Source organism: Oceanobacillus profundus (genome assembly GCF_003515705.1).
In the GTDB taxonomy this organism is placed as follows: Bacteria; Bacillota; Bacilli; order Bacillales; family Amphibacillaceae; genus Oceanobacillus; species Oceanobacillus profundus.
This window is the reverse complement of sequence record NZ_QWEH01000030.1, coordinates 1-23,876: the sequence shown is the minus strand read 5'-3', so window position 1 is coordinate 23,876 and position 23,876 is coordinate 1. Positions and strand designations below refer to the sequence as shown.

The window sequence follows — 23,876 nt, the reverse complement described above, 5'->3', positions numbered from 1 at the left end:
CTTCTCGCTTTGTTTTAGCCAATAGAACAACCTCCCAATCGTTATAGTTTTATTCTAACAATAAAAAACTGAACTGCGAAGTAAGAGCCGTACGCTCTCTCACTTACACAGTTCAGTTTACACTCCCAGAGTTATCTGGAAATCGTCCATTTCTCTCAGATTAATCTATGATTTTGTCTCACCGATATATTTATATTATTTTCGAACAAATATTGAATACTCAACTGGATTAACAAACCCTAACTTAGCAGCCAATTTTATAGAGCTAATATTTTCCACATCACAGTCCCATCTAGGTGTTAGCCTTTTTTCCAAACATTTATCGATAAATGACATTCCTAAAATAAAAGCGAAACTTTTACCAGTATATTGACTCTGTGTCACGATATCAATTTCTACAAAAGATTGACTGGTAAAGATAGAAGTACACTCACTTACTACTTCCCGATCATTATTTATTACACAAAAACCGAATCCATATTTCAGGAAGTTTGGTATGCCATTCCAATACTGATCATAATAACTTTCATTAAAACTAGAACTCATTTCAATGGTCTTTTGGCTAATTTCTCTGATCGTAAATCCACTAAGTAACTGCTTTTTCTTAACCGGGTAATTTCTTGGATTATATTCAAATGAACTTCTTTTCATTTGAATTATTTCTTCTTTGAGAAGGTTATATATGACCCTGTCCCAATTTCCTGTGGCTGAAAACAACGTGAATCTAGCACTTTCCCTAGTATGCTGTTTGTACAAAGCGAAAAATGCATCATTAAATGTAGGGTTGCATTCATTACCAGCAAAAAAATATACACCATTTCTAGTGCCAATTAAAACTGTTCTCGGTTGAATTTGATCATCTGCATACACAATTCCAGGGATTATGTTTTCCGCAACAGAATAAGCAAATGTTGGACACCTTCTCGAATTCTCTATTAACACAGGTAGAACGCGATGATATTCTGTCTCTTTTAACACTTTCATCTCGAACAAATCCTTTACTTAGGTTTAGCCCTATTAACATATAAGGAAAGAGGAACAAGTAGCTTATCTATACGTGTTCTTCTATTATATAGAATAACAGCCGGAATCTTAGAATAATTTAGCTAAAACCTCTTTTAGTTCAATTAAGTCATCGATAACAAAGTCAGCCTTGGCCAATTCATCTTCTTGTGCAAAATCAAAATTACAACCAATTGCAACTAAACCATTGTCTTTCGCTGCTTTTATATCTGATAGACGATCTCCTACTACTGCTGCATTGGTAATACCATATTTTTTTACAATATCTTGCACTAAGTCGGACTTATTCAATGATTTTATTTGTTGTATACTAAATGTTTCGGTAACCCAATTATCCAAATGATAATACCTTACAATCGCATTTAAATATTCCTTTAAACCATTGCTCGCTATAAAAACGGACCAATTATTCTTCGTTAAATAACTGAAGACTTCTTTAACATTAGGATATAAAGCACCTTTACTATTATTTATATTTTCGATTAAACTTTCCAAGAAATAAACATCCGTTTGTTCTCTTACATCTATAGAATGATCAGGCAGCAGTGTTTCCCATACTTTAGGTAATGGGACGCCCATAATTTCCCGATATTTTTCAATGGGGGTTTCCCCTTCCCATTTACCTTGCGTTCGCAAATAGTTAAACGTGTCGTCAAGAGATAACTCTAATATTCTATCTGTTTGAAAGAGTGTGCCGTCCATATCAAAGATTAGTGCTTTCTGCATATTTTCCCTCTCCAATTACAATTACTGATTAATTTTTTTAAGGTGATCATAATAGCAAATACAAATAAATCCATACTTTTAAACAATTATGCTTTACATTAATCAATGAATATTTAATAATTCAATTAAATCTATGACTTCCTCATCCATACCTGGTTCAATATACACTAGCTCCGTATTCTCAATAATATTCTCCATTTCTGCTATAACATCATTCTTATCTAAATCATCAGGTGGCGAGAATCCACCGTACCAACGTAATGGGACGTTATATATATTAATCGTGCCGTCTCCATTACCACTATATGTTACTGATCCATCAACTAAGCGAGAGCCGCTAAGCTGGATAACATCCTCTGGATATTTAACGTCGGTATTATCATCAGGATTCAGTGGTTCGCCAGCTGGAATATGTAAAACATTCAATTCATCTATTTCTTGATTTGGACCAAGCTGCAACCAAACTCGAGCATATTCGATTTCCTCTGAAGAATATGTCGACAATGAATCTTCTTCTTCATTGCCTGTTGCAATAGTTGATTCTTCATTGCTAGTTTCTTCTGAAGGTGTTTCAATTGAATCATTCCTTATGGTCTCTTCTGATTCTGCAGACGGCTCTCCATTCTTTGAATTCTCTTCTACTTGATTATTTTCTTTTGCCTCGTCAGTTTCTTTTACTGGTTCTGAAGCCGAGACATCCTCATTTGTACCTGCGTCTGCTTCTTCGTCCGCACTGTCAGAACACCCAACAAGTAATAGTACCAGCATTAGTAGAGCTACATTGTAATAAAAAATCTTTGTTCCCCTTTTCATTCGATCATTCCTTTCTGCATCTCAACCTTACAAGGATACAACCTTCTTCATAAAATATTATATATCTCTATCTTTATAAACGCGAAGTTGTTGCCTAAATGAAAAGATTCTAGTGAACCTGACTCTGAAATAAACTTTAAACTATCTACCTTTCCATTTTAACTGAACGCAAGAAATGATTGGAGTATGAAATAAACAAATAAACCATCGTATAGAAAATATCCCCTTTCTTTCAAAACAATTATCCTTTAAATCACCTAAACAAATAGGTTTCAACATTTTCATCTCCAGTAATCATATCTTTAATTTTAATCTGATTGTTTTTCACTTCATCTTCCCCAATAATAACGACGTTACGAATCTTTTCTTTGTTTGCTTTATTAAGTGCCTTTCCTAGTTTCTTGTTACTCATTTCATATTCGACTGAAAATCCCTTCTTTCTTAAATCCTTTGCTACCATTAATGATTCTTTTGGAGTGCTCAATGGAACGATATAATAATCTACATCCTGACTGTCTTCTAAACGCTTCTCGGAATTACGTATTGCCGTGTAAATTACATCTAAGCCAAATGATATTCCTACCGTTGAGTAGTTTTCATTTGTCCCTAGCAAACCACCAATTGCATTATCGTACCTTCCACCACTGCCAATGCTTGATTTAATAATTTGATCTGATAAAAACATTTCATAAATGGTACCTGTGTAGATTTCCAAGCCTCTTGCTAAAAAAGGATTAAATACACATTGGTTATCAACACTTAGATAGTCAAGATAGGAATCTAGCTCTTTTAATTCATTTAACCCTTCCCGTACCTGTTCATTTTGGTTAGCGTAAGTTTCAAAATAGTTAAAGGTAATATTATTCTCATCCCTCAAGAATTTCCGAATGGATGCTATCGTTGAATTTGCTAATCCTTGTTCACTTAGCTCAGTGATAACAGCTTCTAATCCGATCTTTTCTAACTTATCAAGTATTAACACTGCTTTATTGCGTTTTTCACTTTCTACACCAAATACTTCAAACATTCCTGTGAGCAATTTTCGATTGTTATATTGTATAGTTACCTTTAAATCAAGCTTACTGAATGCATCAAGAGCCATCACCATTAATTCTGCCTCAGCTATTTGTGACTCAACACCTACAATATCAACATCACATTGCGTGAATTCCCGAAGCCTCCCTGTTTTGATTGGTCCATCTCGAAACACTTTCCCAATTTCATAGCGTTTAAAAGGCATCCTCAATGTGGGGTTCATTGCAACAACCTTTGCAAACGGAATAGTGAGATCATACCGCAATGCTAAATCCCTCTCCCCTCTATCCGTTAATGTATACATTTCCTCTAATATCTCTGCTCCCCCACCATATTTAGAAGCTAATAATTCCGTGTAATTTAATATCGGGGTTTCCAGCGGTTTACATCCATATTGAATAAAGACGTCTTCTAATGTTCTTCTAATATTCCGACGTACAACCTCCGCATTCGACAAATAATCCTGTGTACCTTTTACATTTTGATAATCCATTTTTTTCATGACGCTAACCTCCAAATTTTTATAAAATAAAAAACCGCACTTGATTGAAGTGTTAAACTTAATCAAATACGGTTAATGATAAATAGCCTTCCTATTTGCGATTTTTTAAAATCCAATAGCAAGGCTAATTGATATGATGATGTAATTGTGTGAACGAAAGCTTGAACGGAAGCATTTTTACTCACCTCAAAATTTCATTTATTATATCGTGATATTGATTTTATTTCAACCATTATTTCTTATACTTTTCACATAGGTCCACTTATAAGATTTGATATTCTTATATATGTACTTTCCTAACTATACAATAAACTGAGTAAACCATGCTACATACTTCGCACCTGGTATGAACAATAACTGTGCTAAAAGTGTACCCAATAAACGTGATGTCACCATCATTATAGATGCGTTTTTTAAATTAATATAGCTTCCTTTTTTGTTGATCACATCATCTGCAAGGATTGAAATCTTAGGGTCAATAAAAACAATTAGTAAGATAGTTGCCACCCCATTAATTAAACCTGAAGCCATTACAGCCGTAGTTTCCCGCTCAGGTGCAAGCAATGCAGCATATAATGCAGATAATACACCGATTGTATAGATTGCGGTAATCAACATATTAATACAGAATAACTTAATCGGTATATCTCGCCAGTTCATATCTTTCAAATATGTATACCTAGGTAAATGAATATGCTTTTTTGCACGTTTTAAGTAAGGTAATGTAAATCCCTTTCTCATTAACGTCAGGATAGAACCGCGTTCCTCTGCTAAATGAATGATTGCCCGCGAAAAAATAGCAATAAATGTCGGCAATAAAAGTACACCGATAATGGTTCCTACTGTGGCAGAACCAATTAAAATTGACTAGCAACGAATTCTAAAGCATTTTCTTTTGGAGCATTATCTATCAAGCTCCCTGTGAAAGGCTGCTGCATCATATTAGCCAACCTCGAAACCATCACCATTACATTAAACAAGGAAAGAGCCGATGCTAATAGTCTTACTCTTGCTCCTGACAAGCGTACTGAATATGCTAAAGTTTCGATTGAATGAATGATTAGGGTAAACAATGCTATCATTATTAATTGTGTTGTAAAATATTCCAAGACATTACCTACTTCATTTTATTTGTTTGAAAGAAAAATCCCGATATCTTCGTATTTGATTTCTCTATTAACTTTACAATACTTTCAATTTTAACATTAAACTCACTAAGTTCAGCTAAAAAAGCATACTGATTTTAATGAAAAACTATCCACCTACTACAACAATCTGTTTCTAAATTAGAAAGGGTAAACTAAAGTATCACTTATTTAATTCCTTAGCTAAAGAATCAATAGCATCCAATACTTCTTGAATATTTTCTTTCGTATTCATTTTGTTACGGGCGTATAGAAGTACGGGTCTAACTGATTCAACCGAGCGACCAAATTCGTACATCCAATCATATCTCGGAAGCATCCACGTATGAAAATGATGTGTTGTATCTTCATTGTAGAAATAATAAACGTACTCAATTCCTAAAACATCTCTCTGAGCTTTTCTTATCTTTGACAGAAGCTGGATGTAATCTATTTTTTCTATCTCTGTTAGTTCATCAAAACATTTGATATGCCGTTTAGAAGCTAAAATTATAAGTCCCTTAATAGGATAAGCAACATCTTGATGCGCGTGAAAATACTCCGTTTCAAATACAATACCACCATCTGGTTCAATCAAATTACTTGTTATTGCACAACTTAAACAAGCAACCTCAACCGTTTTTCCATTTGATAACGTTATTTTTCTCACCGACTTATCCTCCTAGTGAATGCTCCACGGGATATTCTAGTACTTAATAATTGTTAATTATACTTCTAAGTGAATGAACGATTACTTCTGGTCTATCCAGATGAATTGAATGACTTGATTCTTTAGCAAATATCAATTCACTATTTTGGCTAAGTTTAGCTTGGTTGACAATAAGTTCCTGCCACTTCTCTTCCAGTAATCTTAGCTCCCTCTCAGGCAAACCATCCATAGTCCCCAGCTTAATGTTATACTCTTTATCTCGGCCAATAACGATTAACGGGATATCAGGAAACTTCCCTAAACTCTTAATTATCTTAGCGTCATTTTTCCAATCTTTAATTTCAGAATACATTGCTTTATAAAGATAAGGATTTATTTGAAAGTCAATTAGCAATTGTTGAATATAGATAGGGAGATGCTTCTGCTTTTCAGTAAGAGAAGGGTTTATTACTTTTCTTAATTCTTCCTGTTCCATAATAGAATAGGAAGAACATTTTTCCATCCACTTTTCATCTGTTCCCTCTTCATCTAAAACAGGCAAATTTAAGTCGTCTAATTCTTTCAAATCAACAGAAGTTGAATCTACTAATACTAATCCCTTAACTTTATCAGGATACTCAATTGCAAAATGCTGAACGCATAGCCCACCATATGAGTGACCAACCAAAATGACAGGTTCATAGATTTTGAGCTGAGATATGATTTCAGTTAGATCATTCACTACGGCCTGTGTATTACGAATTTCATTACCAATTTCACTTTGACCAAGACCAGGTCTATGAAACATTATGATTCTGTTTGATCTACTTATTGATTCTGTTACCTCATACCATTCATAAAAAGAACAACCCATTCCGATAAGAATAATTATAGGGGTACCTTTATCCCCTTTTTGAAGAATTTCTATTTTGTTATTATTTACTATCAAAAACTTTCTTATATTTCTCCCCCCTAGTTAAAGCTATTTAATCTAAATACCAACCTATTCAATCAAAAAATTCCATATGTGTTTTCTCTTGCTTATAGTAATCCAATCTATCTTGTAATGTCCCTGTATGAAATTCAAATTTATGCCCATCCGGATCCGTAAAATAAATAGACTTTTTATCTCGCTCATCTCTCGGTCGACCTGACAATATATTTACATTTAATCTGTTTAGCTTGTCGTACATCTTATCGAATTCCTGTTCTTCAATTGAAAAAGCAATATGTGTGTAAGAGTGGCTTATTTCATTACGAGGGATATCTTTCTCTTGATTGAGAGCAAGCCACATTCCATTTAAGTCAAAGTAGGCAGTGCTTCTTCCCTTTACTAACAGCTTCGCATCGAATACATTTTGATAAAATGCAATAGAATTTTCTAAATTAGAAACGGAAAATAAAAAATGATTTAGACCTTTTATCGACACCTTTATCACTCCCAAAAAATCTATCCGTTTAATCTATTTAATCATTTTAAGAATATCTTTTGAGTTTTTTATCATACCCAGTAATCCAAGTCCTTTTGTTGCATCTTTTGTTAATTTCTTTTCTGCTATTTTTCTAATTCTTTCATCTGCATTCGAGTAATTTCCAGAGTCAACTATCGGCTGTGGGTCATATTCTATCGCAAGTTGAATAGCTTTCGTTTCATCTTCTCCCACAATTTTATTCACTAGATATAACGCCATGTCTATACCTGCGGAGACTCCTGCAGCTGTTATATACTTTCCTTGTTCAACGACTCTCTCTCTAACTGGTGTAACTCCAAAATCCTTTAGAAGATTGATTGGCTTCCAATGTGATGTTGCTTTTAATCCAGTAACTGACACTCCCACAGCTAAAGCAGTGGGGTTCTAAATCCGCTGCTTTCGTTAGAACCAGCATCCACAGTTCGAACTATTAGGTACGCTCGGCATCTAGGGTTACTAACACTGAGACAACTTTGTTTAGAACATTTACGGCCAAAAAAGCCTTTGCTTCCATTAGCGACCGCATCTTTTGACTTTCGCAAGCCCGGTTGTGTCAAACCGCTTATGAGATTTGCATTAATTCTTTAAGGTGATTCCTGAATTAAGGATCATCTTTTTTTGCTTCAAGATATATGCTATTTCTTGGTCGTGTAGTTTTTGAAAGGTTGGAAACGTTTCTTCGCAACTATTTTGATTGGTTTTCTTCCCAGATTTATTTGCGTTCATCAATAAAAATGCTGAATAGATATCTCGCTGTATTTTAGTTTTTTCGTCGATCCGGTGCCAGCGTTCAGACAAGTGCTTTCTAAAATAATCCTTCCTTACGTGGCAATACTGACTTGCTTTAAAAATGCGGGTATTTATTCTCTTAAATATGCCTCCAAACCGATTTACTTTTTCTTCTAAAATCTTTAGAAACAATGCAGGTGCTCGATTACCTAAGGTTTTTCCGAAGCGCTTCTTACGTTTGTATTTACCAGTCTTATCGGAAACTTCTGTTTCTCTTTTTCGTTTCTGCAACCCTTTGAAATTCATCGTTTCAGTATAGAATGTATCGCCAAGAGAAAGTAGGCTATTAGCCAATGTTCGATGTGATGTTTTTCGAATATCTGCTTGTTTACGATGCAGTTCTCTTAAACGAGAACGAAGTTTCCGGTATCGATTTGAGAATACCCAGGTTTTCTTTCCCTTTTTTATGGTGCCATTATCATTGAAGTTGCTGGAATTCATCATTCTTCTAGAACGGTCCATCTTTCGTTGAATGAGTCTAATTTCGCGAGCGATTTCTTTTACTTGTTCTGCTAAGTTACTCAATAATACTTTCGTTTCTGAAGAAACAGCAACAGTAGACGTTCCGATATCGATCCCGACGTTTCCTTTGCCGATATTTCTATCCTTAGAAGGAGGGTAACCAGCAATGACAAGGTCTGCAAAATATCTAACCTTGCCTCGAATCTCTTTTCTTACAATACGTACATATTTTACGCGATAGTAGTCACTCTTAACACTATCTTTCGTTTTATAAGAAAATGGCGTTTTATCGTATAGCTTAGTCATTATTTCTGAAGCATAGGCATCTTTCTCTTTGAATACCAAAGATGTGTTTAAGTCTTTATATACAATAAAACCATCAACGAATCTCCAACCGGTATCATTTGACTTACCTTCAAAACTGTCCATATCACCTTTAGAGATAAACTTTACCTTTTTGGATTCGCCAAATAGTTTTTTCTTAAATGTGTTCCAAGCTCTTGTTGCTGTTTTTTGCGCAATTGCGGAATTTACTTTATTACCGAAGTGTTCACGTATGGGCTTAATCCACTCATGCGAAGCATATTCTGTTAAGGCGTATTTCAATCTTAATTCTTCGAAAGCAGCTTGAATACATTTCTTCTCCGCTATTAAAATTTTATTGCTAGGATCTTTTGCTAATTTTTTAGATACGCCTCTGTTTTGCAGAACGAGTTTTTTATAGCGTTTTTCGCGTTTCATTTGTTCTTCTAATTTTAAATATTTTCCTAACACAGTATTGTAGATTACTCTAGCAATCTCTAATTCTTTCTCGATCACCGAAAACACTATCGGATTTTTTTCTAATTCGAGCGAAAAGACAAAGCTTGGCGAAGTGGTTTTAGCCATACATGAATACCCCATTAGCGAACATATGTTTCTTCTATTATATAATTTTTAGATTATAAAAACAAGAGATATAGATGCTTAATCAATTTTTTAACCGACCATACCTAAAGGAGTGGTCGGTTAAAAAATTTGTAAACCTGCTGAAGCCAGTATCATAGAACCCGGTATTATTAAAACATCTGCACTTTTCATATCATCGATGCTATATTTCACATTCAAATCGATAATGCCAGAATCAGCCTTTATTTCACCTGTTTTTTCAGCAACAAAGTATACTTCTGCATCCGGCATGTTCCTTAAAACTTCATACGGGCCAATGGCATCAAGCATTGTTATTCCATTATATAAATAGATAATTATTTTCATATCTTCCTCCATTTTTTTAGCTTCGCTACGAAAATACATTTTGCCTTCCCGCTTCTGCAGAATGAACCTTGAAATGTTTTCTCTGAAACCAACATATTAACTTTTACGTTTCAAAGATATTACCATATTAGTTTTACGATCGTAGAAATTATAAAATACGTTATAATTCCCAATAAAAATATAATTATATTCGTTCTGTTTATGTACTTTTGCATCTTCTCCCTCCTCCCACCTATTCATCAATGAACACCTAGAAATTTTGTCTTCAATTCTACTTCTTTTATTTCTTCATTAAAGTAAACCTTATAAGCTTTGGCATTGGGTCTTGAACTAACGATTTCACTTAATTTTTGGTCAATATAATGAAGTGCAACCCCATCATCAGTAGCAATACCAGGTTTTATTTTACTTTTAGCTACAAGATTTTGATAAGCAGGTCTTCTATTTAATTCTCCATCATAATGCGGGCAATTGCTGCCCTTTAGGAAACCTAGACAAGTTAATGGCTCAAGACCATCCCCAAATGAATCCGTAACCCCTTCTTCAAACCAACAAATTGAACCAGCACTAATTCCAGCTAATACAACACCTTGTTCCCAAGCCCTTCTTAATATCGTATCTAATCCCCACTCTTTCCATAAAATCAGTAAATTTTTGGTGTTACCGCCACCAACATAAATTATATCGTTCTCTAATAGAAAGCTTTCCAGGTCTCTTGTTTGCGGTTTAAACAATGAAAGGTGTGATGGTATACATATTTGTTTATTAAAGAAGTTATAATACCTTGATATATAGTTATCCGAGTCTCCACTTGCAGTAGGAATGAAGCAAATCTTTGGATTTATCTTGCCTGATTGCTGAAGCACATATAAATCTAACAATGAATTTTCTGGCTCCATTGAGAACCCACCGCCACCAAGAGCGATCACTTGTCTCATCTGTTTAATTCCCTCCATTCTCTATGGCTTATTTGATTCAGCTCACCTTTTGGCACAATAGTAATGAAGTTTTAGAAACGACAACTCTTTCGTAAGAACACTAATTAATAAAAATTGTTACGCCTTATTAGCGGCCTTATTAGCAACAGCTTCAAATGTAATTATTTGACTTGATTTAGTTGGATGTTGTCCATACTTATAATCAGCTGATATTATTATATCTTCGAACCCAAGTTGTTCCAGAAGTAGTTTAAATTCTTCAATTCCATACCAACGAACTGGAAATCGTTCTAATTCTGTTTGTAGAAGTTCACCATTACTCCATTTTTCGTACCGATGATGCGATATTGAATATTGGTTTATATAATCAACTTCAACTACTTTATGTTCTAATGTGATAATATAACCATTTTTAGATTCCCAAGTTCTTGTTGAGACTTTGTCAATCTCCAAATCAGTTTGCAAAAAGATATCTAAGATTAGCCTGCCTCCATTAGAAAGATGATTATAAAAATTTTTTAATGCTTGTATTGAATCTTCTCTTCTATGCAATAGCAGAAATGTACCAGTTGGCACAATAATGGCTTCATACTGTGCATCTAATGAAACTGACCCCATTTCCCCTTTAAATAGTTTTTTAGGGATTACCCCTCTTTTTTCACAGTTAGTACGACATATTTTTAGCATTTCTTCAGAAACATCAAAGCCATCAACATACAACCCCTTTTCTAAAAGTGGAATAAGAATTCTACCAGTCCCTACACCTGGTTCAAGTATGCTGCCCTTACAAGCAGCTAATCTATCGCTATAAAATTCTACATCTCCAAATGAAAGACCTATATATTTGTCTATATCGTAAACTTCTGAAGAAATTTTATTATAGTAACCCAGCATATACTTTTCTCCTTTGCTTTTAGCATTTTTAGACTTTACTATTTACTTTCAACTTAAATGTTGAAAGTTTGTCAAACTTAAAATACATTTTTTGTGATAATCTTAATCTATTATCTAAAGTGATCCTATAGGCCGATCAATTAACCATATATTATTTCAAGGAGTTGATATGAATTGATATGGACGACTATTCTCGTTATCGTGATTGGTGCAATTTTAAAATTTTTAACATGTCCCCCAAGTGCACTTGTTGGATGGTTTTTAAGTAAATTCGAACTTCACCCAAAACTTGATTCAAAAGATATTACTGTATCAATTAACGGAAAAGACTTACATATTGAAGAAAAAGATAGATTTACTGACTATTTTAATGAAGCTCTGTTCTTAAATCGTAATCCGATATTCCAAGGAAATGAGAAACTGTTTCTAAATCCAGAAACAGATGTTATTCCATTTGTCATCAACATAAAAGGCAGAAACAAAGAAATGAATTTCTTTGTTTATTGTGACGGTAACGATGACCATATTTTAGTAGTTAAACAACGGAAGAAGAAAGTTGCTTCCTATAATCTTAGATCTGATTATTTACAAAGATTTACTACTTCATACAATAGAATTGAAACAGCTTAAATTTTATTTCTTTGATCTCACCTTGTCTTATTAAATTTTCTATTAAGGACGTAATTGCAAATCTTTATAAACCAAATCCAGTTTATCATATTTTCAAAATATTTATTATCATAAAAATTCCCGGGCTCTTAACAAAAGCCCGGGATTTTATTGGATATGAACACGAAATAGGAAGTGTAATTGAACTAATATAATATTTTAGTTGATGTTTGAACTAATCCCTCGTTAAAATAACTCCTGCAAAATTCCCACCTAATACTTGTTTCTCATTTTGATTCATACATTTGAAAGTTGCCATAATCGACATTCTCTTCGTATCTTTCTTTTCTAGCTTTTCAATCGTTACCGCACAACTTATTGTATCTCCTGTAAAAACAGGTCTGAAAAATTCAAAATTCATGGTGCGAGCCAGTACGTTGTAATCTCCACCAATTTTTGTAGGTAATGTAGCAGTTAGCAGTCCTTGAACGACAAGTCTTCCTAACTCATCGGGATTCGTATGGTGTTTCCCTTCGTCCATCGATATTTTTGTAAATAGTTCAACCTCTTCCTTTGTAAATGTCCGTTCAAATTGAATAATATCTCCAATTTTTAAATTCAATAAAATTCCTCCTAAGTGATTATCTAACAGAAAAATCTGAAAAATATTTTAAATAAAAACCTTAGCTCACCAATCTTTCGGCTTGCTATTCTTATCGATCCATTTCTTTTGCGGAGCCGTATAGGGAGCTGTAGCAATTAAATAATTGTTATGCCAGCTTGCTGCTCCGGATCGAATCATTTCATCTATCAGAACTGGGATAAATTCTTCTGCTTGAAGCTTGAAACTGTAGCGAGCAAAATCTTGAAACCAACCACAATTTAATAAGTAATTATCAACCTCACCTTTTTGCAATCCATTTTTCATCATTAATGTAAATGCAAAAATCCTTTTACAAGCATGCCAAGAAACTTTCTCTGGATCTTTGAGCCACTTTTCAAGTCGTCTCCTAGCTGTATTAATCGAATGAATAGGGTCCTTTATTTGTGGCCCATGCCCGGAATATGCCTGCCTAATATTAAGCTTGGCCACCCGCTCTACACTTTCTAAAGAGCGCTGAATGGATGAAACACCCTCCCTAAAGATGTTCAACCAGCCAACATCATTACTGTGAAAAAGATCCCCACAAATGAATACCTCTTCTTCAGGTTCATATAAAGAAATATGTCCCAGCGTGTGTCCTGGTGTATGCAAGACTTTAAAACTTCTGTTTCCTGTACGAATTTCATCGTTATCAGAAAGCTGCAAATCAACTTCGTAAGGTTCTACAGGCTGATCTAACCATCCAGCACTGCAAGCCTCTGTATCACGAGTATTAATTAAATGTGCTTCCCATTTATGGGCAGCAATTTTCACTCCAAATTTTCTTTGGAGATGAGAATTTCCTCCTACATGATCACTATGATAATGTGTGTTCACAATCAAATGTAATCTTTCTGGGGAAATGCCTGCATCTTTAATGATTTGCTCTGTTTCTTTTGCCTCACTTCCAAATCCTGTATCAACAAGGATTGGAAATTGATCCTTGATAAGAATCATATTTGCACTTGGGAATTTTCGCTCATAGAAAATAATTTTAGGATGTTTCATAAATTCATCCTCCTGAAATTTAGGTGATGTATAAAGATTCTCCTCATTTTAAATAAGACATATACTCAAATGCTGTTATTCCATATACACTTTTAAAGTGCTTGTTTAAATGCGTTAGATCTACAAAACCACATTCAGCTACTGCCGCATAAATATCTCGTTTTTCATCTATTAACTGCTTAGCACGTTCAATCTTGTAATTCAGAAAGTATTGGTATGGCGTAATTCCAGTATGAGATTTGAACAACCTGATAAACTGAAATTTTGATAGATTTAACTCACTACTAATCGCTTCCAATTTAAGGACTTTTCCCAAGTCCGAATGAAGTATCTCTTTCGCCTTTTTTATTAATTTATGATCTTTCTTAAAATCTGCCGAGAGATCTGTTTGTATTAGACTATCTGTGAGGGAGTAGAATAATTCACTGCACAACGCCTCATCTTTTCCGCTGGATATTGCATTGGCTAGATTTAAGACGCTTTGTTCAAGTTTAAAATCATACACAATGGGAGTCCGGAACAATACGATATCTTTTTTTCCAGTTACCTCTAAGAGCAATTGTGGATTAATATATAACATGACATAATCAAGACCATTCTCATCATGTGCCATTCCGTCATGTACTTGTTCGGGATTAAAAAGCATAACACCATTCGGATATGATAACTGTAAGCTGCCATCTAAATGATATTGTTGGATGCCACGCAATGTAACACCGATTGCATATTCTTGATGAGCGTGCTTTTTATACTTAAACTCTGTGAAACTAGCTGACAATGCCATGATTCCTGCTGCTTTTTTATATATAAATTTATCCACTTGACTCACCTCTTGTACGCTGTCCTATATCCAGATCATGACTGTAGCATAAACTAGACTTAATGCCATGATTACATTAACAACCTTATTATGCTTTTGTAGAAACTTCTTGAAGATTGCACCGAAAAGAACCCATATAATAAATGCTAATAAACCTATGATCGTTATAACTATAACACTTATCGTTACCGCTGGCATGTCGTTATAATATGGCAAAATAAAGCTGGGAATGACAGTCATTGTAAATAGTACTACTTTTGGATTTAAAAATTGCATCAGAAAACCAGTAGTAAAGGTTCCTGTTTTATTGTCCTTTGTTTCGGATGTATCCATTTTATAAATTTGGTAAGAAAGATATAACATATAAACAGTTCCGATAATCTGCATACCAATTAAAATTTTTGGTATGACCGTTATCAATACCGTATTCAACATAGCTGAAATTCCTAGTAACAATCCAAAAGCAATCGTTGCTCCATACGTATACTCCATTGCTTTTTTGGATCCGTAATTATGTACGGTGGATAAGATGACGATATTCGTAGGCCCTGGGGTCACCGTCACAATAAAGCAGTATATAATAAAAGATGTAATATCCATGATGAAAACTCCTTTTCAAGTTTGTAGTTTTCATATAAATATACATCTAAAGGTTTTATTGGATATAGTATATTATTGCAGGACTATGTAACAAAGTGGAAACTCTTCTGATACACTTGCATTAAAATGTAGACGAGGATTTTCTGATAAAGAAAGGAGAAACACGTTACTTTTAAATAAGAACATGTTTCTCCTTTCTGGCATTCTGCTCTGCAAGTTCGTTTTTCATTATCGAAAATCCATTTTCGACATACAAAATTGACTTTTGCTACCTGTAAAACCTAGACCCTCAGTGAGCCACGGAATCCCCTTGCACCATAGTAAGAATCTGCACCATTATGATAAACAAAGACAGTGTCGTAACGGCGATCACAAAATAGAGCTCCACCAAGTTTTCTAATGTTAGCAGGGGTTTGCACCCAACTCGATGTTTTCTTATCGACATCTTCAAGTTTCTGCAGCTCGCGATATTGTTCTTCTGTTAAAAGTTCAATTCCCATGACTGTTGCCATATCCATAGCACTATTTTCTGGTTTGTGCTTTTTCCTAGCCTCCAGTGCCTCACGGTCATAGCAAACACTCCTGCGACCTTTTGGACTTTCCACTGAACAATCATAAAAAATATACTCATCCGTCTCTTTAACATAACCAACAACATCTGGTTCACCACTGCTTTTTTCCATTTCATTTAGAGACCAAAGCTTTTGGGGATTGGCATCCAGCTTTGCTTGGACATCCTCCCATTCAATCCCTTGATGGCGATGCATGTTTTTCTCAAAACGAGCTTTCAATACGTTGAGTAGTTCTTCACGCTCTTCTGAAGCTATGTCCTTGTTAACGCTGTTTGTATTTTTCTGTGTCATATGTTTCCTCCTAATAGATAGATTCAGTTTACAAATCTATTCTTGTACATTAATTAATGTAATTCATCATTTAGCATCATTGTATCAAACTTTTTATAAATTAGGACCTCTAATTAATTTCATTAGAAACCCTAACTTGTCCTATCTGGATTCCTCTTTTATAGCATTTCTTAATTCAACTGTCCTTATTATCTTTTGACTGTAAAAAGACGAGATTTCTTCTATTAGTTTTTCAATTGTATAGTTTCCATTTTTGAAAATATCTATATTAGCATATATTAATTTCAAAAATGCTTTTGCATCTTCCTCTGTTAGATTCTCCACCGCATTTAACGTATCTGTTGTATCTTTCAATTCAAGCCCTCCTAAGTCTCTTAATACACTCAGAAAAGATTTAATTCATATTTTCTTTTAATTTGACCAAGTTATACCAACGCACTCCACCATGCTTTGATTCCGAAACACCATGGTTAGCAAATCCAAGTTTTTCATAAAAAGAAACTAATTCCTGTTTACAGGTTAATGTGATTCCCTCCCTATCATTTTCTTTTACAACCTCTTCCATTTTCTCCATTAATATCTTTGCTATTCCTTGATTCCTTGCATGTTTGGACACCGCTAATCCTAAGATACTCTGATATCCGCCTTTTGTCTGATTTTCCTTAATTTGCTCAAAAAGGTCATCGGTTATATACGGTTGGTGAATAATCGGACCATTAATATAACCAAGTAGCTCTCCTTCTTTTTCCGCCACAATAAACGTATCGGGTATCAGTTGAATCCTCTCGATAAATGCTTTTTTTGTAGCAGCCTCTTCTTTTGAAAAGCCTTCATTCTCAATCTGTAACAGCTGCTCTAAATCTGTCGTTCGCACATTTCTTAATGTTATCATCTTGCCTTTAACCTCTTTCCTAACTAGGTACAATAGTTGCTCTGTTAGTAACTTTTCTGGCTTAATATGGGTCGTTTTTCATATAGCTTATCAGGAAACCTCTATCCTCAGGAAAAGATAAATCGATTTTCTTTAAATCGTCTATGTTTTTCCAAGCAATATCATAAATTAAATTATCTGGATCTTGGATTTTTCTTTTCCCGCCAACAATTCTCACTAAAAAGTAATGGACCTCAAACGAAATGTTATTTTCATTATAGCAGCCCTTTTTCTGGTTTATTTCATCCACTACTATCGCTACGTCTATTTATTATTAACCATCTTCATCTATTTCCCAAGTCACGATAAAGCTTCCTTTGACATCATCACCCGTTACAACCATACTGTAAACACCAGAATCTTGAATCTCTATTTTCACCTTCTTCTCACTAACTTCTGTCATTCCAACTAAATCATTTTTCTCGTTTAGAAAATGAGATCCATGTCCACCTCCATTCGAATTTTTAAACTCATGGAAAACGGTAATGGTTTGACCCTCCTTTACATGAAATGGTATTTCATGTTTTCCATTAAAATATTCAAATGTTGCTATATATGTATTATCACTTCTTACCTCAACCCACTGTTCCTTTTCCGTAAAGTCAAAATTCATTAGCATGATAATAAATAAAGGAGCTATGATCACTGCATATTTAAACGATTGAAAACGGAAAGAATTATAAGCCCCAACATAAAATATGATTGAGCACAACGCTCCGACTGTTCCAGCAATGAGCATTATGACATTTATCTCACGTACGATGAAAAAAGCATACCCTGCAACGACATAGAGCAAGATTTTTACAGAAAATTGTTTCTTGGAAACCTTATATGTAAGTAAATCAATAATTATGGAACATAAAATGCCGTACACGTAAACAACGAACCATAGAAATCCATGAGATATTTCTTCCACAAACTCATACAAATCAAAACCAGTTGAAATTAATAGATAACCAGACATTACGAGATATAAAAATCCAGCACCTGCTAGCTTTGTTGTCAGGTATAGAAATGCTTTTATTAGGTTTTGTTTAAGCAATATTAGAACACCTCCTCTGCAAGATAAGCTTTCGAGAAAAACACCTTCATGATGTGAATCTAATGAAGCTAAGCCTATAAACTATAAAGATATCCTATTTCTTTAAAGACATAAATAATGCAGGATTCAATTCCTCACTTTCAATCACAATGGCAGTTAATCCTACATGGGTTTTAGTTTCGTGCCACTCATCTTTTTCCCAAAAGACAGCGTCTCCAGACTCAACTTTAAAATACTCATCTACTTCATTACGGACATAACCCTCTCCATTTAAAATTTAAAGTAGTTGGGGCACTACCGCTTGATGATAGCCCACAATAAATACCTTTTCTATCTAAGTGCATACATCCAATGTTAGTTATCTTACCTGTTTGAATAATACGAGACATAATAAAATCTGAATTAGATTTTGAAACCTTTTTACCACTATCTTTATTAAAAATATAAAACTTCATGATGACCTCCTAAGGATTCATGATAATTCTATATTGTTGTTTAGAGACAAATTTCTAAGATGATTTTAACGAGTAAACTGCTTGTTCAGCACCAAACCGGATAACCTTGTATTCTAATTGCATTCCCAATTTTTCTAAGAGCTTGCAAGAACTTTTATTAGCTGATTGTGTTTCAGCAACTATCTTTTTTAGTTTTAAATCATTTAGTGCGAAACGAATAATCAATTGTACTGCTTCTTTCCCATATCCTTTCCCCCACCAATTTGGCAATAGTTGATATGAAACTTCATGAAAAATACCATCATGATGCAAACCTAAAGAAACTAAGCCAATAAATTTATCTTTTTGTTTTTCTCTAACCACCCAGTAAAAAGCATTGTCAGGAGGATTTAGCATACTATTTAACACCCCTGAGATTGATACTTCATCCCGTATACCACCGAGGTATTTTCTTACATCCTCATTCAAAAATAGTTTTTTCACATCGGCATGATCTGTTTTCTTAAAGACATTCATACTACATCTCTCCGTTTCAAACAAATCTATTCACTCCTCTAACTATTTAAGTACACATACTATGACTCTAAAAATCTCACTTCTATATTTACTGTCGTTTTCGTTTAAAAATAATTCTGTAAAAACCTTACGCTTATTTTATCATAATTATTTGGAATTTAATCTCAAATTAAGACTTCAAATACATCCATTTTGTTGTCCTGAAACCATAAAAATTGCCTTACCACCTAATCTGGCAAGGCAATGGGCTATATAATCTTTTTCCATATATCTTGATTGAACTGAAGTTTCAGTTTGCTATTACGATACAAACTAGGTTGGTTTTCGATTAACATTACCCGTGTTACGTACTTTTTTATTCTTGGCACTACATAGTTAAGTCTCGCTTTATCTCTTCCTAGATAATCGAATGAATAAAATGCAACTAAATCAATAGTTTGACCCGTATTCATAAGATATTTAATTAGCTCATTTAAGCCAGTACGCATACGGTTGTGATAGCCAAGGTCTGAAAATTTCTTAACTACTTCAAAATTATTTTCATGCAAGTGCTTTATAATATCATTCTCTATTTCAGCAACATTACAATTTTCTTCCATAATTCTTTGAGAGTACAATATCGCCTTTTTATAATTATGACTAGACATTGTATACCATCGATCCTTTATTAATCAATTTAGATATAAGTAATTTCCAATTTGATTAATAAATATACGGAATCGATGATTTTAATTATGGTAATCGCTACTACCCACCTATAACTTTAATCCCAATATAAACAGCCATCCCCCATATAATAAATGCTGATACTTGATTGAATCGCTTCACCAATTTGCCAGTTGAATCAACCTTTCCAAAAAGTCTCCCTGCAGTTGCCAATCCGAAGAACCAAATCCAAGAAACACCAATACAAGATATTGTAAAAACCATCAAATCATATCCATTATAAGACAATGAACTGGGTCCGATCACTCCTATGATATCAATAATAGCGTGAGGATTAAGTAATGAAACGGAGGCTGCAAATGTAATCTGGCGCTTCGTAGTAAAATATACATGCTTGTTTTGTTTTTCTCCTTTTTCAATATCGCTTTTTAATATAGACCACCCCATATAAACTAGAAAGAAAAACCCAATTATAAATATCAGATTCGTTAGCCACTCAAAACGAAATACAATTATTGATACACCCGTCACCGCTAAAAGTATTAAAATCGTATCACAAATAGCCGCTGTTAAAATAGCTGGTATTGTTCTTAGAAATCTTTCGTGTGTAGCTCCTTGATTAAAAATAAATACATTTTGTACCCCAAGAGGTAGAATTAAACCTAAAGCTAATGCTGCTCCATGAATAAACGCTTCAATCATTACTTATCCCCCTTCTGTCTATGAAAACATTTTAAAGAAAGAATAAAGTGAAGTCTCCAACCAATTGGTTGGAAGTAAAACCAACCAATTGGTTATAATAAAAGAAAAACAGGAGCGCATATGGATATGTATAACCTTGAATGGAAACCAAACGAATCTTCAAAAATTCCTTTATATCAACAAATATACGAATTTATGAAAAGGAAAATCATGAATGGGGAGTGGACATTAGGGACAAAAATACCACCACAAAGAACATTAGCTCATGAGTTTAAAGTGAATCGAAGTACAATTGTTACCGCCCTTGACGAATTGGCTGCTGATGGGTTAATTGAATCGAAAGTGGGTAGAGGCACCGTAGTGATTAATAATACGTGGAGTATCATTTCTTCTACTTCACCACCTGATTGGAGAATTTATGTGAAATCAGGTACACATCAACCAAATCAATTATACAAGATATCAATAAAGCAGAAACCAGATCCGATATTATTCGTCTCGGAACAGGTGAACTATCACCTGAACTAATGCCATCTGAGCAGATGAAAAGTATCTTTCATAGAAAAACAGAACAAGCTCTTTCGCTTGGCTATACAGAACCAAAAGGAACGCTGTATTTGCGAGAAACGATCTGCAACCATTTGAAAACTAAAGGAATTGAAGTTACTCCACCATCTGTTTTAATTGTTTCTGGTGGACTTCAAGCGTTACAGTTAATTTCTCTAGGTCTATTACATAAAGGTTCCACCATTTTTCATGAAACACCATCTTATTTAACATCTGTCAATGTATTTCAATCTGCTGGAATGAATTTATTCGATATTCCAATGGATAATGAAGGTGTTAAAACAGATTTATTAGGAAGATTAAAACGACAACATAATGGTACGTTGTTTTATACTATTCCTTCTTTTCACAACCCCACAGGCATTTTAATGTCTAATAATAGAAGAAAACAACTGTTGGATGTTTGTAGTAAAGAAAGGCTACCGATTCTGGAAGATGATGTTTATGGCGATCTTTGGTTTGAGCAACCTATACCAAAGCCACTAAAAGCGCAGGATAAACAAGGACTTGTTTTATACATGGGGAGCATGTCCAAAACATTGAGTCCTGGTTTACGAATTGGCTGGCTTGTCGGACCAGAACCAGTAATAGACCGCTTGTCTGATATAAAAATGCAAACCGATTATGGCTCTAGTTCATTAGCCCAATTTGCTGTTGCCGAATGGCTTGCAAGCGGCTTGTATGATAAACACATTATTCATATAAGAAAAGAGTTGAAAGACCGTAGAGATTTAACACTTCATATTCTCGATAAATATTTTTCAGAGGTTGCAACCTGGAATAATCCAGAAGGTGGTTTTTATATTTGGCTCAAATTAAATGTGAAAGGGTCTATGGATAAATTGTTTAAGAAGGCTTTGAAGGAAGGTATATTACTAAATCCAGGCAATATCTATGATCGGAATGATTCTTCTCATATTCGAATCTCCTATTCGTATGCGACACCTAAGCAACTTGAAAAAGGGCTAATAAAACTTGCACAACTCATTAAGGAAAATAGGGATTAAGGAATTTAAGGGGAATCATTATCACGTTGAATAAATTATGAAATTCATTATCAAACTAATAAAAAAAGGAGATAAGACTCTCCTTTTTTGGTTTTCATTATTTCTATAGTATGGTCATTAACTTTATTGAAGCTTTTTTGTCATTATAAAGTCTACCTGTTCCTCATCACCCATATAAAAAGAGTGTGCTCCAGTTTGAACGAACCCCATTCTCTTATAAAAAGCAAGGGCATTTTCATTTTTTTCCCATACACCTAGCCAGATTTTATTTTTATTGCGTTCCATAGCAATCTCGGTAGCTTTATTTAATAGATATTTACCAAGTCCATGCTTTTGGAATTCTTTCTTTATATAAATTCGCTCAATTTCAAAAGATGCATTACCCATCTCTTCAGATTGTCCCTCATCGGTATTGACCTTTAAATAACCAGCGATTTTATTATTATAATAAACGAAAAAGAATTCTGAATCAGTATTGGATAATTCTTTCTCTAATTGTTTTATGCTAAATGCTCTATCCAAATAGGATTTCATATTTTCAGGTGAATTTTGATGTTTAAATGTGTCATTGAATGTTTCATAACTAATCTCTTGAAGTGTATGTAACTCTTCAGGGGTGCATTTTATAAAACTTATAGTCACTTTTTATGTCTCCCTTCATAAATCAATAGTTCCGCTTGTTTCCCTTTTTTACAAGTTCCCAGTCTTTTTCTATATTCTTTCTAACTCTTTGAAGTAAATTGAACATGGTATCTGTTTCACTTTCGGATAGTCCCTCTAATGCAATGCTATTTGAATATTCATTTTCTCTTTTAATAAAAGGATAAATGTTAATCCCTTTCTCGGTTGGGAAAAGCCTTTTAATTTTTTTGTTATGATTATCTTTTTCCTTTTGAATAAAGCCATTTAGTTCAAGTTTTTTTATAGCACGAGCTGCCGATGTTCGATCTACTTTTATCATTTCGGCTAACTTTTCTTGAATGATTCCTGGATTTTCACATATTCGTACAAGATACAAATATTGTCCTTTTGTTAGCTCATATTCTTTAAATTCAATATTGCTTATAGAATCTAACGCTCTTGCTATCATTCCAATTTCTCTAAGAATTTCTTTCATAATACGCTCCTTCTCATTTTGTTGCAAACGCAATAAATTGCATGTACTGATTTTATCTTATAATTGTTGTATTTACAACAAAATCGCATCTATTATAGCATCTTAAAATTGTAATCCAACCCTATAATTCTAGAAAAAGATAGTTTAAACTAAACAGACTAAGGGGAATTTTTATTACAATTGGAGCTGAACTTCATGTTAAAGGCAAATGTCATTATGAAAGAAATTTTACTCTTTATTTTTGGTGTTTTATTTATATTGGGAGTAGCAGGTTTTATAGACTATTTAAGAGATCAGCCGATAAATTGGGGCGATAGACTTTTTAAATGTATCTTAACTGTAGTTTTTATTCGTCTATTTATGTTCATAGGTAGAGTAATAGATAAAAAATATGACTAAATTAATAGAGGAGTTTGGGAAAAAAATTTAGAAATATATGAGTACCTGAATAGAGATGCAAGCATAGAGCAAACATCTCTTTTGGATTATTTACCGTACTCTTAAGAATTTCCGAAACAGCTGGGGTTTGTCAAATAAAGTGTGTAAGTCCCTCTTACTCAAGGTACTTTAACACTCTATCTTTTAGCTCAACTTGAAGAAGAAGTTGGTTCATAACCATTGCCCAGTTTTGGATATGACCACCCTCCCA

Annotated in this window: 28 protein-coding genes and 3 pseudogenes; 3 read left to right on the top strand and 28 right to left on the bottom strand. The window is 33.9% G+C overall.

Going from position 1 to position 23,876, the window contains the following annotated elements:
- Nucleotides 1-195: 195 nt before the first annotated feature.
- The 13 genes and pseudogenes from D1B32_RS22840 to D1B32_RS22780 all read right to left on the bottom strand — a co-directional run bounded on the left by D1B32_RS22840 (nt 196) and on the right by D1B32_RS22780 (nt 11,681).
- Entirely contained in the window at nt 196-984 is a 789-nt protein-coding gene (locus D1B32_RS22840; protein ID WP_095312791.1) for a GNAT family N-acetyltransferase, read from the bottom strand.
- A gap of 108 nt (nt 985-1,092) precedes the next feature.
- Nucleotides 1,093-1,749, bottom strand: coding sequence for an HAD family hydrolase (locus D1B32_RS22835; protein ID WP_095312789.1), 657 nt, complete (start codon nt 1,747-1,749; stop codon nt 1,093-1,095).
- A gap of 102 nt (nt 1,750-1,851) precedes the next feature.
- Entirely contained in the window at nt 1,852-2,562 is a 711-nt protein-coding gene (locus D1B32_RS22830; RefSeq protein WP_095312788.1) for a YdeJ family lipoprotein, read from the bottom strand.
- A gap of 253 nt (nt 2,563-2,815) precedes the next feature.
- Nucleotides 2,816-4,099: a histidine--tRNA ligase gene (locus tag D1B32_RS22825; protein ID WP_118890465.1), complete on the bottom strand. Its 1,284-nt coding sequence runs from the start codon at nt 4,097-4,099 to the stop codon at nt 2,816-2,818.
- A gap of 300 nt (nt 4,100-4,399) precedes the next feature.
- Nucleotides 4,400-5,181 (bottom strand): annotated as a pseudogene (locus D1B32_RS22820) (lipid II flippase Amj family protein).
- Between the two features lie 226 nt (nt 5,182-5,407).
- Complete coding sequence (locus tag D1B32_RS22815; RefSeq protein ID WP_095312784.1) at nt 5,408-5,893, bottom strand: HIT family protein; 486 nt, start codon at nt 5,891-5,893, stop codon at nt 5,408-5,410.
- Between the two features lie 43 nt (nt 5,894-5,936).
- Nucleotides 5,937-6,821 carry an alpha/beta hydrolase gene (locus tag D1B32_RS22810; protein ID WP_240033880.1) on the bottom strand — a complete coding sequence of 295 codons (885 nt, stop codon included), beginning with the start codon at nt 6,819-6,821 and terminating at the stop codon, nt 5,937-5,939.
- A gap of 58 nt (nt 6,822-6,879) precedes the next feature.
- A complete protein-coding gene (gene fosM / locus D1B32_RS22805; RefSeq protein ID WP_095312782.1) occupies nt 6,880-7,302 on the bottom strand; it encodes a FosM family fosfomycin resistance protein in 423 nt (140 codons plus the stop codon).
- A gap of 33 nt (nt 7,303-7,335) precedes the next feature.
- A complete protein-coding gene (locus tag D1B32_RS22800) occupies nt 7,336-7,704 on the bottom strand; it encodes a type 1 glutamine amidotransferase family protein (RefSeq protein WP_187393192.1) in 369 nt (122 codons plus the stop codon).
- Nucleotides 7,705-7,920: 216 nt separating this feature from the next.
- Nucleotides 7,921-9,414 carry a transposase gene (locus tag D1B32_RS22795; RefSeq protein WP_147379918.1) on the bottom strand — a complete coding sequence of 498 codons (1,494 nt, stop codon included), beginning with the start codon at nt 9,412-9,414 and terminating at the stop codon, nt 7,921-7,923.
- A 189-nt stretch (nt 9,415-9,603) separates the two neighbouring features.
- Nucleotides 9,604-9,849 carry a DJ-1/PfpI family protein gene (locus D1B32_RS22790; protein ID WP_118890467.1) on the bottom strand — a complete coding sequence of 82 codons (246 nt, stop codon included), beginning with the start codon at nt 9,847-9,849 and terminating at the stop codon, nt 9,604-9,606.
- A gap of 239 nt (nt 9,850-10,088) precedes the next feature.
- Nucleotides 10,089-10,787: a Type 1 glutamine amidotransferase-like domain-containing protein gene (locus tag D1B32_RS22785; RefSeq protein ID WP_095312777.1), complete on the bottom strand. Its 699-nt coding sequence runs from the start codon at nt 10,785-10,787 to the stop codon at nt 10,089-10,091.
- Nucleotides 10,788-10,904: 117 nt separating this feature from the next.
- The gene (locus D1B32_RS22780) at nt 10,905-11,681 is read right to left on the bottom strand and encodes a class I SAM-dependent methyltransferase (RefSeq protein ID WP_095312775.1); all 777 of its coding nucleotides are present in this window, start codon (nt 11,679-11,681) and stop codon (nt 10,905-10,907) included.
- Between the two features lie 174 nt (nt 11,682-11,855).
- On the opposite strand from D1B32_RS22780, the gene D1B32_RS22775 reads away from it, so the two are divergent.
- Nucleotides 11,856-12,311 (top strand): YfmQ family protein, encoded by a 456-nt coding sequence (locus D1B32_RS22775; protein ID WP_095312774.1) that lies wholly within the window; start codon nt 11,856-11,858, stop codon nt 12,309-12,311.
- Between the two features lie 214 nt (nt 12,312-12,525).
- Here the strand turns inward: D1B32_RS22775 and D1B32_RS22770 are convergent, their stop codons facing one another.
- The 13 genes and pseudogenes from D1B32_RS22770 to D1B32_RS22710 all read right to left on the bottom strand — a co-directional run bounded on the left by D1B32_RS22770 (nt 12,526) and on the right by D1B32_RS22710 (nt 20,533).
- Nucleotides 12,526-12,912 (bottom strand): FAS1-like dehydratase domain-containing protein, encoded by a 387-nt coding sequence (locus D1B32_RS22770; RefSeq protein WP_095312772.1) that lies wholly within the window; start codon nt 12,910-12,912, stop codon nt 12,526-12,528.
- Nucleotides 12,913-12,978: 66 nt separating this feature from the next.
- Nucleotides 12,979-13,941 (bottom strand): MBL fold metallo-hydrolase, encoded by a 963-nt coding sequence (locus tag D1B32_RS22765; RefSeq protein ID WP_095312770.1) that lies wholly within the window; start codon nt 13,939-13,941, stop codon nt 12,979-12,981.
- A 43-nt stretch (nt 13,942-13,984) separates the two neighbouring features.
- Complete coding sequence (locus tag D1B32_RS22760) at nt 13,985-14,761, bottom strand: AraC family transcriptional regulator (RefSeq protein ID WP_095312768.1); 777 nt, start codon at nt 14,759-14,761, stop codon at nt 13,985-13,987.
- Nucleotides 14,762-14,785: 24 nt separating this feature from the next.
- On the bottom strand, nt 14,786-15,361 hold the full coding sequence (locus tag D1B32_RS22755; protein ID WP_095312765.1) for a LysE family translocator: 576 nt from the start codon (nt 15,359-15,361) through the stop codon (nt 14,786-14,788).
- 281 nt (nt 15,362-15,642) lie between these two features.
- Nucleotides 15,643-16,224, bottom strand: a complete 582-nt coding sequence (locus tag D1B32_RS22750) for a DUF4256 domain-containing protein (protein WP_095312762.1) — start codon at nt 16,222-16,224, stop codon at nt 15,643-15,645.
- Nucleotides 16,225-16,365: 141 nt separating this feature from the next.
- A complete protein-coding gene (locus D1B32_RS22745) occupies nt 16,366-16,578 on the bottom strand; it encodes a hypothetical protein (protein WP_095312760.1) in 213 nt (70 codons plus the stop codon).
- Nucleotides 16,579-16,618: 40 nt separating this feature from the next.
- Nucleotides 16,619-17,116 carry a GNAT family N-acetyltransferase gene (locus tag D1B32_RS22740; protein ID WP_095312758.1) on the bottom strand — a complete coding sequence of 166 codons (498 nt, stop codon included), beginning with the start codon at nt 17,114-17,116 and terminating at the stop codon, nt 16,619-16,621.
- Between the two features lie 61 nt (nt 17,117-17,177).
- A complete protein-coding gene (locus D1B32_RS22735) occupies nt 17,178-17,405 on the bottom strand; it encodes an NUDIX hydrolase (protein WP_095312754.1) in 228 nt (75 codons plus the stop codon).
- A gap of 24 nt (nt 17,406-17,429) precedes the next feature.
- The gene (locus tag D1B32_RS22730) at nt 17,430-18,197 is read right to left on the bottom strand and encodes a hypothetical protein (protein ID WP_118890464.1); all 768 of its coding nucleotides are present in this window, start codon (nt 18,195-18,197) and stop codon (nt 17,430-17,432) included.
- Between the two features lie 94 nt (nt 18,198-18,291).
- A pseudogene (locus tag D1B32_RS22725) lies at nt 18,292-18,652 on the bottom strand (cupin).
- A gap of 54 nt (nt 18,653-18,706) precedes the next feature.
- Nucleotides 18,707-19,168, bottom strand: coding sequence for a GNAT family N-acetyltransferase (locus tag D1B32_RS22720; protein WP_240033879.1), 462 nt, complete (start codon nt 19,166-19,168; stop codon nt 18,707-18,709).
- Nucleotides 19,169-19,416: 248 nt separating this feature from the next.
- Nucleotides 19,417-19,815: a recombinase family protein gene (locus D1B32_RS22715; RefSeq protein ID WP_095312748.1), complete on the bottom strand. Its 399-nt coding sequence runs from the start codon at nt 19,813-19,815 to the stop codon at nt 19,417-19,419.
- Between the two features lie 100 nt (nt 19,816-19,915).
- Nucleotides 19,916-20,533: a LysE/ArgO family amino acid transporter gene (locus D1B32_RS22710; protein ID WP_118890466.1), complete on the bottom strand. Its 618-nt coding sequence runs from the start codon at nt 20,531-20,533 to the stop codon at nt 19,916-19,918.
- A gap of 129 nt (nt 20,534-20,662) precedes the next feature.
- On the opposite strand from D1B32_RS22710, the pseudogene pdxR reads away from it, so the two are divergent.
- Nucleotides 20,663-22,110: pseudogene (gene pdxR / locus D1B32_RS22705) on the top strand (MocR-like pyridoxine biosynthesis transcription factor PdxR).
- A gap of 123 nt (nt 22,111-22,233) precedes the next feature.
- On the opposite strand, the gene paiA reads toward pdxR, so the two are convergent.
- Together paiA and D1B32_RS22695 are read right to left on the bottom strand one after the other, a co-directional pair.
- Entirely contained in the window at nt 22,234-22,752 is a 519-nt protein-coding gene (paiA, locus tag D1B32_RS22700) for a spermidine/spermine N(1)-acetyltransferase (protein ID WP_118890462.1), read from the bottom strand.
- Between the two features lie 22 nt (nt 22,753-22,774).
- Nucleotides 22,775-23,227 (bottom strand): MarR family winged helix-turn-helix transcriptional regulator, encoded by a 453-nt coding sequence (locus D1B32_RS22695; protein WP_095312744.1) that lies wholly within the window; start codon nt 23,225-23,227, stop codon nt 22,775-22,777.
- 195 nt (nt 23,228-23,422) lie between these two features.
- On the opposite strand from D1B32_RS22695, the gene D1B32_RS22690 reads away from it, so the two are divergent.
- Nucleotides 23,423-23,626: a hypothetical protein gene (locus tag D1B32_RS22690; protein ID WP_118890461.1), complete on the top strand. Its 204-nt coding sequence runs from the start codon at nt 23,423-23,425 to the stop codon at nt 23,624-23,626.
- The last annotated feature ends 250 nt before the right edge of the window (nt 23,627-23,876 follow it).